Genomic DNA, 14,218 nt, shown 5'->3' with positions numbered 1-14,218 from the left:
CCACGTCTGGCATCATGGCGCGCGATTCCGCCGAGCGTCGCGGATAGAGGGAAAAACAGGGTGACCAGCGACAGATTGACCCGACCCGAGCTGACGTGGCTGCTGGCGCAGGAGGCGCGGAGCGCCGCCCAGAAGCTCCGCCAGGGCGTGGGGATGATCGCGACCGAGAGCGCGCCGCCGCCGACGCCGTCGCCGGACGACGGCTCGGGCGGCGTCGAGAGCACGCTCAACCGGCTCGACGAGGCGGTGAGCATGCTCGCCTCGCTCCACGGCCGCCCCATGCCGCGCGGGCGGCGCGGCCGCGTCGACCTGACCGCGCTCCTCTGGGAGGTCGCGCCCGAGGCGCGGGTGCAGATCGAGATGGGCGAAGGGACCACCGTGTTCGGCGACGAGACCGAGCTCCGGCGGATGCTCCAGGTGCTCATCGCGCAGGGCGGCGACCCCACGAGCCTGACCGGGGCGCCCGAGGTGAGCATCCACCGCGTCGGCGACGAGGTGAGCGTCCGGGTCAACCTCGGCCCGGAGACGCCCGTGAACTTCGAGACCGAGCGGGTGTGGCTGTCGCGCATGGCGCTGCGCTACGGCGGCCGGCTCGAGCTCGACGGCCAGATGCAGACGCTGACGCTGCCCGCCGAGGTCGATCTCCAGCGCCTCGAGGTCGAGAGCCTCAGGAAGGAGCTCGCCGCGGCGCAGGCGCAGGGCGAGGCCTACGCGCGCGAGCTCGCCGCGGTCTTCTCGCGGGCCGAGGGCGAGCGCGAGCGCGGGTCGCTGTCGGGCGTCATCTCACGGCTCGGCGGCAGCGAGCCGGTGTCGCACCTGCCCCCGAGCGGCGACAGCCTCGCGGTGCTCGTCGCCGCGGTGCGCGTTCTCGGGACGCAGCTGCGCGGCATCCTGTCGGCCATCGGCCGCGACATCGCGCCGCTCCGGACCCACGGCGGCGACGCGGGCGAGACGGCCTCGTCGGTGGGGCGCCACGTGACCGCGGCGTCAGAAATTGTCAGTGATCTCGCCAGGTTGGGCGCATGTCCGCTCCACGAGTTCCCGCGCCACTGCGACGTCGCCGACGTGCTCCGCGACGTCGTGAAGGACGATCTCGCGCGCGCGGCCCGCCACGACGTGCGCGTGGTGGTCGAGGCGCCGGAGACAACGCAGGAGGTGGTGCCGCAGGGCGCGCTGACGGTGCTGCTGCACGCGCTGCTCGATCACGCCATCAGCGCGTCGCCGCCGGGCAGCGAGGTGCTCGTCTCGCTCACCGAGGGCCCGAGCGGGGTCGAGATCACCTTCGACGACGCCGGGCCGCCGCTCCCGGCCGCGGCGCGGAGCGTCGTGCTGAGCCGCGACTTCGAGGCGGTCGCGCAGGGCCGCCCGCCGGCGCTGCCGCTCATCGCGGCGCACGCGATCGCCGCCCACACCAACTACGGTATCGCCATCGAGGACGGGCCGCGGGGGGATACCCGGGTGCGGCTCACGATCCCGCGATCGGGGTAGCGCCTCTCCATCCACATCCACGCTCGTCTCCGGGTGAGCGGGAGGTCTCGCCGAGCTGCCCGGCCACCTGGGAGTGTGCTCAGGGACGGAATGGAGCGACCTGCTATCGCAGGAACGAGCTCGGCGGGAAATCGACGTCGAGGTTGAGCGTGGCGCCGCGCACGATATGGATGTCCTCCACCTGCAGCGTCGTGGTGACGGGGCGGTCGTTGCCACGCTCCACGAGCGTCGCCGTGGCCGTGTAGTCATCGGGCGGGAGATCCACGGTGATGCTGAAGTCGTCGCAGCGCGCGTAGTCTCTCGCCACCTCGCTGCTGCCACGGTAGATGATCAGCTCGAAATCCGCCCCTCCGCGGCTGTGCTGGGAGCAGGCCCGCGAATCCACCCGGTTGGCCACGGTCCACTCCATCGTCAGGCTCCCGACGGCCTGCATGGGCCGCGGCCGGCGCTGGGCGCTCGGCTCCACGTCGAGTATACACCCCAGGGCCAGGAAGCTCGATAGCGCGAGGCCGCAGAGGGGAAAGACGCTCTTCTCCAGATTCATCCTCGTACCCGTCCTTTCGCTGCTACCTCGCCGTCAGCGCGGTGTGTAGTAACGGCGCCCCCGCTCGCGCGGATAGCTCAGCTCACGCTCCGGCACGTACCGCGGCGACGTCCGGTACGTCTGCCTGTAGTGCTGGAGCTCCGTGGGCTCTTCCTCGAAGATGACCCAGCCCCGGTTCGTGGGGTAATACCAGCGGCCGTCGACCAGGTACGCATACGTCCCGCGGAAATAGACGCGCGGATAGGCGGCGATCTCCACCGGGACGATCTCGGCGCGCACCGCCGGAACGCCGGACACGACGAACCCACCCTCGGTCCCGACCGTGCCCATACACCCCATGAGCAGCGAGGCGCCGACCGCGAGCGCAGCCGCGGCGAGCGAGGCCCTCGTCATACAGAGAGATCTGGACCGCCCTCGCACGGGCGGAGTCACGTTGTTGCTCTGCTTCACGTCATTGCTCCTCGGAGCGCAACTCAGCAACGCGAGTGCCAGCGCGGCGCGACTCGAGATCTCCGGATCTCCGCCGGCGCGGCGCTCAGCGGGCCGCGCGGAGCGCGCCGGCGAGCGCGAGCGCGCGCTGGATCTCCGCCGACGTCACCAGGCCGATCACGCGCTCGCCCTCGTCGAGCACCGCGACCACGCTCGCCTCGCCGCTCGCCAGCGCGTCGAACGAGCGGGACGCGTCGTCGTCCGCGTGCGCTCTCGGCACATCCACGGGCATCACGGCGCCGACCGTCGCCGGCGCGACGCCGCCCTGCAGCAGGCGCGCGAGATCCCAGACCGTTATGACGCCGATCTCGCGGCGCCCCTCGCCGCCCCGGGGATCGTCGATCACCCGCGCGCCGACCAGGTTGTGGCGCAGGAGCCGCTCGGCCACCGCGCGGGGGCTCTCGTCCGCATACGCCTCGCCGAGCCGATCGGTCATGAACCGCGCGACCGGGATGCCGCGGAGGAGCTCGTTCGTGCTGGAGCGCGCCTGCTCGGCCGACGCCCCCATGTAAACGAACACCGCGATGAGCACCAGGATCATGTTCCACGACAGCAAGCCGAAGAGCCCGAAGGCCACCGCCATCGCCTTGCCGGTCGCGGTCGCGATGCGCGTCGCGCGGGCCCGCCCGAGGCGGCGCAGGAGCAGCCCGCGCAGCACCCGGCCGCCGTCCATCGGGAAGGCCGGCAGCAGGTTGAACGCGCCGAGGAGCGCGTTCGTGATCGCGAAGGCCACGAGCGCGGCGCCGATCTCCGCCGGCGCCGGGAGCAACCGATACGCGGCGTAGCTGGCGAGCGCGATACCGAAGCTCACGAGCGGCCCGGCGAACGCCATCCACGCCTCGTGCTCGGGATCGTCGCGCTCCATCTGCGAGACGCCGCCCAGCATCATCAGCGTGATCGCGCGCACCCGGATCCCGTTCTTGAGCGCGACGAACGAGTGGGCCAGCTCGTGCACGAGCACTGCGACGAACAGCCCGACAGCCAGGATCGCCCCCCAGGCGAGCGGCGGCAGGCGCATCTCCTCGCGTGGGATCCCGAGCGACGACGCGATCAACGAGAACTGCGACGACGCCGCCCACGCCACGTACGGCAGGAAAATCAGCAATGTGATGTGCAGCCGTATCGGGATTCCACGGATCCGCAGGACTGTCAGCCCCTGGTCGAACATGTGCCTCCTGATCCACGGGTACAGATGGGGCCGACAAGCACCTTCGCAAGCCGCCGAGATGGCGCCAATGCGCGGAAGACCAGGGCGCCGCGCAGCGCCGCCGCACAATGCAGAGAGGCGCGCGGCGCTGCGAGGGCGCCAGCGCGCGTCCGTCCCAGGCGGGAATCACGGCGAGGAGCGCGTTCGGTGACGCGCGGCGCAGCGCGGCGCCCACGCCGCGCGCGGATTGGCGTAGCTTGGTGTGACCGAGGTCGTCATGCGCCAGCGCGTCCCCGATGCATTGATGGCAGCGAGCACGGAAGAGCTGACGAAGGTCGAGCTCGCGGTCCTGGATTCATCGCACTCGGGCGGCGTGCCCAGGGACCTCACGGGCCACGTGTTCGCGATCGGGCCCGTCGGCTCGGTGGACGGCGACCTGCCCAGATCGGACGGCGCGCCGATCCTCAATGGCAATGGGATGATCTACCGGCTCGACTTCGGCCGCGGCGGGGCGGTCCGGCTGACCTCGAAGATCGCGCGCACGCCCTGCTATCACGCGGACGCCGCCTCGCGCCCCGGCACGCGCTTCGAGGCGCTGGGCTTCCGTGACGCAGGGCTGCTCCGCTTCTCGCCGCACCTCGGCCTGCGGAACCACCTCAACACCGCGTTCGTGCCCCTGCACGGGCCCCGCGCCCCCGCGCGCCTGCTCGTCACGAGCGACACGGGCAGGCCCTACGAGATCGACCCGGCCACGCTGGAGCTCGTCACGCCGGTCGGGCGCAACAGCACGTGGTACCCGGCCGCGCCCGTCGATCACCCCTTTCCGATGACGCTCTCGAGCGCGCATCCATGCTTCGACGCGGAGCGGGGCGAGCTCCTCACCGTCAACTACGGCCGCTCGCTCCTCCCCCTGTTCGTCGCGTCGCTGCCGCGGCTCGACGAGCTCCCGCGCTCCTGGGATCGGCTCGCCGCGGCGGCCGCGTCGATGATCGAGCAGCAGCTCGTCCGCCCGAGGGCGGATCGGATCGAGGCGTTCGCCAAGCGGGCGCTCGAGCTCTTGCCCGCGCGCCTCCGCTCGAGCGCGCCGCCGGCGCCGGGCGACCTGCTCGCGCGGCAAGCGGCGCGCTTCGGCGGCGTCGCGCTCGACGAGCCGGCGGGCGACTTCGTGCACCTCCTGCGATGGGACGGCCACAACGAGCCTGAGCGGCACGCGCTGGTCCTGCCGAGCGGCGCGCCGGTGCGCATCGAGCAGAGCGTGCACCAGATCGGGCTCTCGCGGCGCTGGGTCGTGCTCGCGGACACGGCCTTCAGGATCGGCCTGGAGAGCGTGGCGTTCCGGGGCTCCAAGGAGAGCCCCGGGGTCGAGCGCCTCGTGCGGTCGCTCCTGACGATGCCCCACGAGCCGAGCACGACGTTCTACCTGGTCCGGCGGGACGCGCTGCGGCCGGGCGGCGGGCCGGTCGTGGTGAAGCGGGTCGTCGTCCCGCTGGAGACTCTCCATTTCCTCGTCGACTACGAGGACGCGGGGGACCGCATCACCGTGCACGCGGCGCACAACTGCGCGACCGATCACGGGGAGTGGCTCCGGCCCTGCGATCGGCACGCCGCCGACAGGACGCCGGCGCCGCCGCGCCTGCGCGGCCTGTTCCCGCTCGGGCAGGCGGACGTGAACCGGATCGGCCGGTATACCCTCGACGCGGCGGCCGAGCGCGTCGTGGATCAGGCGGTGTTCGCCGATGCGGCGCGGGCGCTCGGCGTCGGCCTCTATGCGTACCGGGAGACGGGCGCGTCGTGGATGCCGCCCGATCGCCTCGAGAACGTCTACTGGCGCGGCGGCGGGATATGGGATGAGCTGTCGACCGAGTTCATCGACAGGCTCTACGCGGCGCACCCGCACAGGTCGCTCCCCCTCCCGGCGCTCCGCCGGATGCGCGCGGAGGGCGGCCACCCCGACAGCCTGTTCCGGTTCAACCACCGCGCGATGCGGATCGAGGATCGCTACGAGTTCCCGCGGCGCGACGTGGGGTGCTGGCTCAGCTCGCTGCAGTTCGTCCCGCGGCGCGGCGGCAGCGGGGCCGACACGGACGGGTACGTCGTCGCCATCGTCGCGACGCCGCGCCGGGCGGAGGTCTGGATCTTCGACGCGACGAACCTGGCGCGAGGTCCGCTCTGCAAGCTGGGGCACCCGGCGTTCCGGCCAGGGCTGACCCTCCACACGGCGTGGCTCAACGCGGTCGCGCCGTGGAGGTCCGGATACAGGGTGCCGGTGCGGGAGGATTACGAGGAGTTCGTGGCAGAGGCCCCCGGGGACCAGGTGAAGGCGCTGTTCGAGGAAGAGGTCTATCCGCGGTTCGCGTGAGCCGCGGCGCGGGATGGCCGCGAGCTGCGAGGCGGGGGCGCCTCGGCGCAGCGCGGGGGCGCCTCGGCGCAGCGCGGGGGCGCCTCGGCGCAGCGCGGGGGGACCTCGGCCCCGAGGCCGTCGACCCGCTCGAGCAGCACGCCCGTGGCGCCGTCTCCCAGGATCTCCGAGATCTGGTGGTTGCCCCACGGCTGCCCCGCGCGCAGGCGCCGCGACCGCACGTCGCTCGCCACGATGAGCACGCGCCGACAACCCCTGTCGAGGTGCCGATTCGCCAGCTCGACGGCCGCGGAAAAACCGCCCTGAGCGGGCGTGAGATCGATCGTCAGCGCGGGCACGAGGCCGGCCATGCACGCGGCGAAGGCCGCCTCGCCGGCGTCCCCTCCCCCGCCGTCGTCGGTCGTCATGATGAGGACATCGACGAAGGGATCGCGGAGCCGCCCCACCTCGATGAGCTCCCGCAGCACCGCCGCGGCCATGGAAAGCGTGGTCTCCGCGGCGCCGGCGAAGCGCCGCTCCGCGACGCCCGTCGTCTCGTGCAGCCAGTCCGCCGAGTGAGGGAGACCGTAGCTGGTGACGAGCTCGTGGTTCGTGACGACGCGCTCCGGCAGATAGGCGGCGACAGCCGCGATGCGACGCTGGAACATGTTTCTGCTCTGTTACGGCGCCGCGACCGACGCGCGCCGCTCCTGCAAACCTTGGCCAGGGCAGCTCGATCCGGCGCTCCACCACCGCCGTTCGGCCAGCGCCGAGCACGCTGGAGAGCCAGCGTCCCGGACGACATGAGACAACCCGCCACCGAGTCGTCGAGAGCCGTGGGGCAAACTACACAACCGGATGCTCCCTCCCCGTCACCGACATCCTCCACTGGACCATTACCAGAACGTCCTGCGCAAGTGGGAATAACAGCCGATTCGACTCCGTCCGCCGCCGGAGCAGGAAAGCGGCGCAGCGGGAGGGGCCTGTTGCGACGCGGGCGGCATCGTCGCCGATGCGCGCCGCATCGCGTCGCGCGCTGGCGGCCAATTCCGACCAGGAGCGACAATTCCGCTCTCACGGGCGAATGGATGCACAAACGTGTCGGAACGCGAGGCGCTGAGCAGGCAGGGCGCAGGGCGCGTGTCTCGCCTGGACGTCGCCATCGAAGTCACCGGATCACGCCCCTTTGTGTCCAATCACATCCACCTGCGTCCGATCACGTCCGATCACGTCCGTTTGGGTTCGATCACGTCCAATTGCGTCCCGTGATGTCGATGGCTTCGTGAGCCCGCTCTTTTCTGGATCCGGAGGGAGGTTTTACCTGTTCGAGGACACCTCCGCTCGCCACGACCACCGCGCGATCCACGCCGCGGGGAACCGCCTTCGCGTCTTCCTTGTTCCCGCGCGGCCCCGCGGCGCGCGGCGGGACACCTTCTATCCTATCCATCGTAATCGCGACGCCGCTCCAGCGCGCGCCGCGCTCGCCCGGATCCACCACGATTGAATCGCGGAGAAATCCCAGGGGAGCGCAGATGCGAGGAGCGCCTGATTCGCGGGCGCCATCCCGCGAATCCATGCTGCTCGAAGCGGCAGCCTCTGCACAGAAGAGCGAGGCACACAGCCTGCTCTGGGGTGCACCAAGGTGTTCGGGGGCCGCAAGGCTCATCAGGGACACCGGGGAGGACCAATGATCTCGATTCACAAGACGATGGGCTTTGCGATGATGCTGGCGCTCGGTGCCGGGTGCGCGATCGGCGCGGACGACGACTTCAACACGGATGACGAGGGCGTCGACTCCGCGAACAGCGCGCTGGAGGCGGACGAGCGCGGCGGGTACGCGACCCAGTCGCAGGCTCAGGCTCAGGTCGGCCAGATGGGGCCCAGCAAGCTCGGTCTGCCCCCCAGCAAGGGTCTGCCCTCGAAGGGCGTTCCGATGCTCCCCAGCAAGGGCGAGCTGCCCAGCAAGGGCGGGCTCCTTCCCAGCAAGGGTGAGTTTCCGACCAAGGGCCTCCCGAGCAAGGGCGGCTACCCGACCAAGGGCGGATACGCGCAGCAAGGCCCGGCGCAGCTCGGCCAGGCGCAGCTCGGCCAGGCGCAGCTCGGCCAGGCGCAGCTCGGCCAGGCGCAGCTCGGCCAGGGGCCCGAGCTCTCGCAGGCGCAGATCGGCCAGGCGGGACCGGCGCAGATCGGCCAGGCGGGCCCGGCGCAGATCGGCCAAGCCGGCCTCGGGCAGACGGGCGTGGTCGGGCAGGAGACCGGGCAGCGTGAGGGCGAGCGCTGCTTCGGCGGCTTCGGCGGCGGCTGGGGCGGCTTCGGCTGGGGCGGCTTCGGCTGGGGCGGCCTCGGCTTCGGCGGCTGCGGCTTCGGCGGCGGCGCCATCGTCTCGTCGTTCACGAACTGCACGACGTCCATCATCCCGATCGGCGGCTTCGGCGGCTTCGGCGGCTGCGGCGGGTTCGGCGGCTTCGGGTGGTGATCTGACCCCATCGTGCTGGCCGGCGCCTGGGACTCCGCGTCGCAGGATCCCTCGGCGCCGCGCCAGCCCTCTCCTTCTACACACCTGCACGACACACCTACAGGGCTCGTGAGCGCCGGCCGCCCGGGGTTGGATATCCCGGGCTGCCGGCAGCCGTCCTCTCCCCTCCACCGCTCGCGCTTGAGAGCCACGCCCCGCCGCTCGCCGGCGGGGGGCGCGCGAGGACCCAGCTCCGACCTTCAGCCGCCCTGACCGAGCGCGCGATCCAGGTAGAACGCCGCGCTGACCAGGCCGAGGTGGGTGAACGCCTGGGGGAAGTTGCCGAGCAGCTCTCCGCTCGGCCCGATCTGCTCGGAGTAGAGCCCGAGGTGGTTGGCGTACGTCAGCATCTTCTCGAAGATGAAGCGCGCGTCGTCGAGGCGGCCAGCGCGCGCGAGGGCCTCGACGAGCCAGAAGGTGCAGATGCTGAACGTGCCCTCCTTGCCGGTCAGGCCGTCGCCCGCGCCCTTGCCGAGCTCGTAGCGGTGGACGAGCGTGTCGCTCGCGAGCTCCTCGAGCGTGCGGTCGAGCGTGCCGAGGATGCGTGGATCGGTGGGGGAGATGAAGCGCATGAGCGGCATGAGCAGGTTGCTCGCGTCGAGCGCGGCCCCGCCGAAGGCCTGCACGAACGTCCTCCGCTGCGCATCCCAGCCGCGCGCCATGATCGCCTCGTAGATGTCGTCGCGCGCGCACGCGACGCGCTGCCGGTCGAGCGGCAGAGAGCGCTTGCTGCTGAGCCGCAGCGTCCGGTCGAGCGCGACCCAGCACTGGAGCTTCGAGTAGACGAACTGCTGCTTGCCGCCGCGCACCTCCCAGATGCTCTCGTCCTCCTGCTCCCAGTTCTGACATATCCAGTAGGCCATGCGCCGGAGCTCGCGCCAGAAATCATAAGAGATGGGAGATCCGTATTTGTCGAAGAGATACACCGAGTCGATGAGCTCTCCGTAGATGTCGAGCTGGAGCTGCGTCGTCGCCCCGTTGCCGACGCGGACGGGCCGCGACCCGCGGTAGCCGTCGAGGTGGGTGAGCGCGACCTCGGGGAGCTCGTGGCGTCCGTCGATGCCGTACATGAGCTGCAGCGGCCCGGTGGGGCCGTCCTCCTCGGAGACACGGGCGCTCAGCCATTCCATGAAGCGCGCGGCCTCCTCCGTGTAGCCGAGCCGGAGGAAGCCGTAGAGCGTGAACGCGGCGTCGCGCACCCAGACGTAGCGATAGTCCCAGTTGCGGACCCCGCCGATCTCCTCGGGCAGGCTGGTCGTCGCCGCCGACGATCGCGCCGGTCGGCTCGAACGTGAGCAGCTTGAGGACGAGCGCCGAGCGATCGACCATCTCGCGCCAGCGCCCCTTGTAGCGCGAGCGGGCGAGCCACGACCGCCAGAAGGCGACCGTGCGCCGGAGGGCGTCGTCGCCGTCGATCGGCGTGGCGAGCAGATCGGCGCTGGCCGTCCAGTCCTCGACCTGGCGCAGCGAGAACGTGGCCGACTCGCCGGGCTGGAGCACGAAGTCGGCGGTGACGCCGCCGGCGCCGTCGCTCGACAGGGGGACCGGGCTGATGAGCGCCAGGTCGACGCCATCGGAGTCGAAGACGGCGCCGCGCGGGTCGTCGAGGATCAGGCGGTGGGGGCGGCGGGCGAAGTCGATCGCGGGGCGGCAGGCGAGCCGGAAGCGCACCGCGCCGCGGACGGCCCGCGCGACGCGGACGATCTGGTGCATCCCGCGGCGGTAGGCGCCGTGCGGGTCCCGGTGGATCGGCATGAAATCGCAGACCTCGCCGACGCCTTCCATGCCGAGGAACCGCGTGAGCAGGACGTTGGTGTCGGGCATGTACATCTGCTTGTTGCGCGACGTGCCGTTCGCCGCGGAGAGCGCGAAGCGGCCGCCGCGCTCGTCGTCCAGGATGGCCGCGAACACGCTCGGCGAGTCGAAATTCGGGAGGCAACACCAGTCGATGGATCCATCCATCCCGACCAGCGCGACGGAGTGCATGTCGCCGATGACGCCGTAGGACTCGATGGGCTTGTAGGGCATGGCCTCTCCATAGGGCTCGCTCGGCGGAGCGGAACCCGCCTCTCGTGGACCCTCCGCTCTACCCCCTCGCGCCCCTCACGATCTCGGCGGCAGGCGCGAGAGCTTCCGCTGGAGCGAGCGGCGGTGCATCCTGAGCTTGCGCGCCGCCTCCGAGATGTTCCCCTCGCAGTCCGCGAGCACGCGCTGGAGGTACTCCCACTCCACCCGCTCGAGCGACGGCAGGTCCTCGTCGCCCCGCGCGGCAGGGTCGACGCCGAGCAGCGACCGCGCGCACCGGGCCGCGTCCACCGGCTTGGTCAGGTAATCGACCGCCCCGGCCCGGATCGCCGCCACCGCGTTCGCGATCGTGCCGTATCCGGTGAACACCACGATACGGATGCCGTCATCCATGCTCCGCAGCGTCCCCACGAGGTCGATCCCGCTCTGCCCTGGCATCCGGACGTCCACGAGCGCGTACTCGAACACGTGCCCTCGCGCCATCGCCGCGGCCTCCTCGGCGCTTTCGGCGAGGGACACCGCGAACCCGCTCTTGCCGAGCGCCTGCCCGAGCGCGGTCCGGAAGGTCGCGTCGTCATCGACGATGAGCAGCGTCGGATCGCCGGCGGCCTCGGAGCTCATGAGTCCACCGGCGCGAGGCGCAGGGCGACGCGCGTGCCGCGCTCGCCAGACCCCTGCCTCGGCGACACCGTGAGGCAGCCGCCGACCTGCTCGATGAGCGTCCGCACGAGGTAGAGCCCGAGGCCCATGCCCTCGCCGGGCGCCTTGGTGGTCACGAACGGCTCGCCGAGCCGGCCTTCCAGGCCCGGCGCGACGCCCGCGCCGCCGTCCTCGACGCTGATCACGGGCGCGCCGCCCTCATCCCCGACGGTGACCACGATCGGCTCCGCGACCGCGGGGCTCGGCCCGAGCGCCTCGAGCGCGTTGTCGAGCAGCGCGAACAGCGCCGCCTCGACGTCGGCCGCGTCGAGCGGCACCGTGCGGCGCGGCGCGAGATCGCCCCGCACCTCGACCGCGACGCCGGGGTGCGCCGCCTGCCAGGCCTGCACGCCGCGCCGGGCCGCCTCGCCGACCTCGACCCCGGCGCGCAGGTCGCTCGCCCGGACGTCCGCCCGCATGCGCGCGATCACCACGCGGCAGCGCTCGACCTGCTCCGCGATCGTCCGGGCGCGGCGCTGCGCGGCGTCGCTCGATCCGGGGTCGCGGAGGCTCTCCCCGGCGAGCACCGCGATCGTGCCGAGCGGGGTGCCGAGCTCGTGGGCGGTGCCGGCCGCGAGCGCGCCGAGCGCCTGGAAGCGGGACGCCTCCTCCGCGCGCCGGCGCAGCGCCGCGTTCTCGGCCGCGCTCTCGTCGAGCGCGCGGCGGATCTTCAGGAGGACGTGGGCGACGAGCGCCGCGCTCAGCACGAAGGCGAGGAGCATCCCGTAGAGGTGGGTGGAGAACGCGCCGTGCTCCGGGTGGCTCGGGCAGCACGCGCCGGCGGGGAGCGCGAAGAGCGCCGCGAAGAGGCAGGCCGCGAGCGCGGCGAGCGCGAAGGTCGTCCGCGGCGGCAGGAGCGCCGCGGCGAGGGCGACGTGCACGAAGAAGAGGGCGCTGAACGGGTTGCCCGCGCCGCCCGACGCGGCGAGGACCCCGGCGATCGCGACGAGATCGAGCGCCACGACGCCGGCGACGAGGGCCGTCTGCGCGCCCCGCTGCGAGCGCACCCGCCGGTCGAGGGCGAGGTTGAGCCCGGCGGCCAGCGCCAGGATGGGTACGGCGATGGCATACCGGACGTGGTAGCCGAACAGCGCCTCGTCGACGGCCAGGGTCGCCGCGAGCAGCGCGAACACCGCCCAGCGCAGTCCGACGAGCCACCGGAGGACGATCCCTCCCGCCGGCGCCCGCTCCAGGGAAGCTTCGTGCGTCACGGCGGGAGCATAGCGCGAACACGGACGATCCCTCCCGTGCGACGGCGCGCCGTCAGGCCCGCGCCGGTCCGCGCCGAGCGGCAGGATTGCGATGCCGAGCCCCGCGTCATCGTATAGGAAAGGGAGCCCATGGCGACGTGTCCCCACCTCCGACGCGCGCGCGCGGCCGCGCTGCCGGCGCTCCTTGGCCTCAGCGTGCTCCCCGCGGCCGCCGCGGCGCAGCCGGCGGCCGGAGAGACGCCGGCCGCTGACCCGCTGTTCGCGCCCAGATCGGCCGCGCGGCGCAGCGGGCTCGCTGCGGGCATCGCCGGAGGTCTGGCGCTCGGGAGCGCCGCCGGCTTCCCGAACGACGTCCAGAAGATCGGATTCCAGCGCCATTACACCGAGACCGGCGTGGGGATCGGCGCCGGAGGCTACGTCTGGATCGGCGGCGCGCTCGCGGACTGGCTCACGTTCGGCGCTGGCTTCGGCGGACACGGCCTGAGCGCCGCGGACCACGCCTCCCTCGCCGGGGGGTTCATGCTCCACACCGAGGTCTTCCCGCTCTTCTCGCTCGCGGATCGGTGGAGGGACGTCGGCGTCGCCTTCGACGCCGGCACGGGCGTCGCGTACACGACCTCCGACGCCGACGGCGCGGAGGTCATCGACGGCGCCCTGCCGGCCCGCATCGGAGGCGGCGTGTTCTACGAGGGGATCCGGCTCTGGAAGGTGGCGATGGGCCCGTGGCTCTACGCCGACTACACCTGGAGCACGTCCGTCCGCCAGCCAGGGTTCTACCTGGGGTGGCGCACCGCCCTCTACACCGGGCCCTGACCGGACGGCCTCCTGGTCCCCGGCGCCGCGGCGCTGAGCTCGAGCGGGCCCCGCCGCGCCTGCGCGTCCCGATCCGGCAGCGCCAGCGTGAGCCGGACGCCGCGCCGGATGAGCTGTATCGCCACGAAGGACGCCATGCCCACCAGGATCCTCCGGCCGATCTCGCGGGACACGCTCGGCTTGCCGCGCGGCGCCACCCGCTCCGGGTGCCGCCAGAAGCGCACGAGCGCGCGGAGGCGCTCGCCGCCCGGCCGCTCGTTGCGCGCGCGCACTTCCTTGATCAGCGCGATCGCCGCCGCGCCGCCCGCGATCGCGAGCAGCAGCCCTCCGGCGAGCACCTCGGGGCCGTGCCGGCGCACCCGCGACCGCACGTCGACGAGCACGTGGCGGCGCCGATCGAGCGCCTCGATCGTGTGCATCAGCCGGTCGCGCAGCTCGTCCGCCCTCCGCTCGAAGTCCGCGCGTTGACCGTTCAGCCCCTTCATACGAGCTCCCGGACCAGCCGGACGTCCGCCCCGAGGCGGCCCCGGGTCCTCTCGAGCGGCCTCCTCGGCACGCTCTTGTAGCCGACCACGCCCACCACGATCGCCAGCGCGATGAACGCGAGCCCTATCAGCAGCGCCGGCAGCGGCTCCGGCGCGATGGCCAGCGCGATCGCGACGAGCACCAGCGCGACCCCGAGCAGCGCCGCGGCCGCCGCCGCGCCGAGCGCGACGCACGACGCCTTCGCCCGCGAGATCTCCTGGTTCATCTCGTCGCGCGCCAGCGCGACCTCGACCTGCATCAGCTCCCTGGCCTCGGCGATCGCCTCCTTCACGAGATCTGCTGTCGAGCTCTCCGGCCTGGGATCCAGCTGCCTCATGGGACACCTCTCCGCTTCGCGGCGTGAACGCGCTCGGGGGCGGCGCTGGCAGCCGGCGGCGCGCGGGTCGCCCCGAGCCCCCGCCAC

The 14,218-nt window shown here is 72.5% G+C and carries 13 protein-coding genes and 1 pseudogene; 4 read left to right on the top strand and 10 right to left on the bottom strand.

Translation table 11 applies throughout. From position 1 onward, the window contains the following. Positions 1-60: 60 nt before the first annotated feature. Entirely contained in the window at positions 61-1,488 is a 1,428-nt protein-coding gene (locus POL72_RS39520) for a sensor histidine kinase (RefSeq protein WP_272102031.1), read from the top strand. Between the two features lie 103 nt (positions 1,489-1,591). Here the strand turns inward: POL72_RS39520 and POL72_RS39515 are convergent, their stop codons facing one another. From POL72_RS39515 to POL72_RS39505, 3 genes are all read right to left on the bottom strand, one after another. Continuing rightward, on the bottom strand, positions 1,592-2,032 hold the full coding sequence (locus POL72_RS39515; protein WP_272102030.1) for a hypothetical protein: 441 nt from the start codon (positions 2,030-2,032) through the stop codon (positions 1,592-1,594). A 33-nt stretch (positions 2,033-2,065) separates the two neighbouring features. Further along, positions 2,066-2,425 carry a hypothetical protein gene (locus tag POL72_RS39510; RefSeq protein ID WP_272102029.1) on the bottom strand — a complete coding sequence of 120 codons (360 nt, stop codon included), beginning with the start codon at positions 2,423-2,425 and terminating at the stop codon, positions 2,066-2,068. Between the two features lie 142 nt (positions 2,426-2,567). Further along, entirely contained in the window at positions 2,568-3,689 is a 1,122-nt protein-coding gene (locus POL72_RS39505) for a site-2 protease family protein (protein WP_272102028.1), read from the bottom strand. Positions 3,690-3,945: 256 nt separating this feature from the next. Between POL72_RS39505 and POL72_RS39500 the strand changes: the two genes are divergently transcribed. Next, entirely contained in the window at positions 3,946-6,027 is a 2,082-nt protein-coding gene (locus POL72_RS39500) for a carotenoid oxygenase family protein (protein ID WP_272102027.1), read from the top strand. On the opposite strand, the gene POL72_RS39495 is transcribed toward POL72_RS39500, so the two are convergent. Next, positions 6,009-6,674, bottom strand: coding sequence for a beta-ketoacyl-[acyl-carrier-protein] synthase family protein (locus POL72_RS39495; RefSeq protein ID WP_272102026.1), 666 nt, complete (start codon positions 6,672-6,674; stop codon positions 6,009-6,011). The genes POL72_RS39500 and POL72_RS39495 overlap by 19 nt on opposite strands. A 1,019-nt stretch (positions 6,675-7,693) precedes the next feature. On the opposite strand from POL72_RS39495, the gene POL72_RS39490 reads away from it, so the two are divergent. Then, a complete protein-coding gene (locus POL72_RS39490) occupies positions 7,694-8,482 on the top strand; it encodes a hypothetical protein (RefSeq protein WP_272102025.1) in 789 nt (262 codons plus the stop codon). A 239-nt stretch (positions 8,483-8,721) separates the two neighbouring features. Here the strand turns inward: POL72_RS39490 and POL72_RS39485 are convergent, their stop codons facing one another. The 4 genes and pseudogenes from POL72_RS39485 to POL72_RS39475 form a co-directional block, all read right to left on the bottom strand. After that, the gene (locus POL72_RS39485; RefSeq protein ID WP_276597798.1) at positions 8,722-10,095 is read right to left on the bottom strand and encodes a glycoside hydrolase family 15 protein; all 1,374 of its coding nucleotides are present in this window, start codon (positions 10,093-10,095) and stop codon (positions 8,722-8,724) included. A gap of 85 nt (positions 10,096-10,180) precedes the next feature. Beyond that, positions 10,181-10,483, bottom strand: a pseudogene (locus POL72_RS52385) (trehalase-like domain-containing protein); the annotation flags it as partial. Between the two features lie 141 nt (positions 10,484-10,624). After that, positions 10,625-11,167, bottom strand: coding sequence for a response regulator transcription factor (locus POL72_RS39480; protein ID WP_272102024.1), 543 nt, complete (start codon positions 11,165-11,167; stop codon positions 10,625-10,627). Further along, a complete protein-coding gene (locus POL72_RS39475) occupies positions 11,164-12,456 on the bottom strand; it encodes an ATP-binding protein (RefSeq protein ID WP_272102023.1) in 1,293 nt (430 codons plus the stop codon). Before POL72_RS39475 ends, POL72_RS39480 begins: the two co-directional genes overlap by 4 nt. Before the next feature lie 129 nt (positions 12,457-12,585). Between POL72_RS39475 and POL72_RS39470 the strand changes: the two genes are divergently transcribed. Continuing rightward, positions 12,586-13,269, top strand: a complete 684-nt coding sequence (locus POL72_RS39470; RefSeq protein ID WP_272102022.1) for a hypothetical protein — start codon at positions 12,586-12,588, stop codon at positions 13,267-13,269. Here POL72_RS39470 and POL72_RS39465 read toward each other — a convergent pair. Beyond that, positions 13,254-13,754 carry a hypothetical protein gene (locus tag POL72_RS39465; RefSeq protein ID WP_272102021.1) on the bottom strand — a complete coding sequence of 167 codons (501 nt, stop codon included), beginning with the start codon at positions 13,752-13,754 and terminating at the stop codon, positions 13,254-13,256. The two genes, POL72_RS39470 and POL72_RS39465, sit on opposite strands and share 16 nt — an antisense overlap. Next, positions 13,751-14,131, bottom strand: coding sequence for a phage holin family protein (locus POL72_RS39460; protein WP_272102020.1), 381 nt, complete (start codon positions 14,129-14,131; stop codon positions 13,751-13,753). The genes POL72_RS39465 and POL72_RS39460 overlap by 4 nt, the downstream gene beginning before the upstream one ends. Positions 14,132-14,218 lie beyond the last annotated feature (87 nt).

The sequence above is a fragment of the Sorangium aterium genome (genome assembly GCF_028368935.1).
GTDB classification, from domain to species: Bacteria; Myxococcota_A; Polyangia; order Polyangiales; family Polyangiaceae; genus Sorangium; species Sorangium atrum.
The sequence above is the reverse complement of the archived record's forward strand: the minus strand, read 5'-3'. Positions and strand labels throughout refer to the sequence as shown.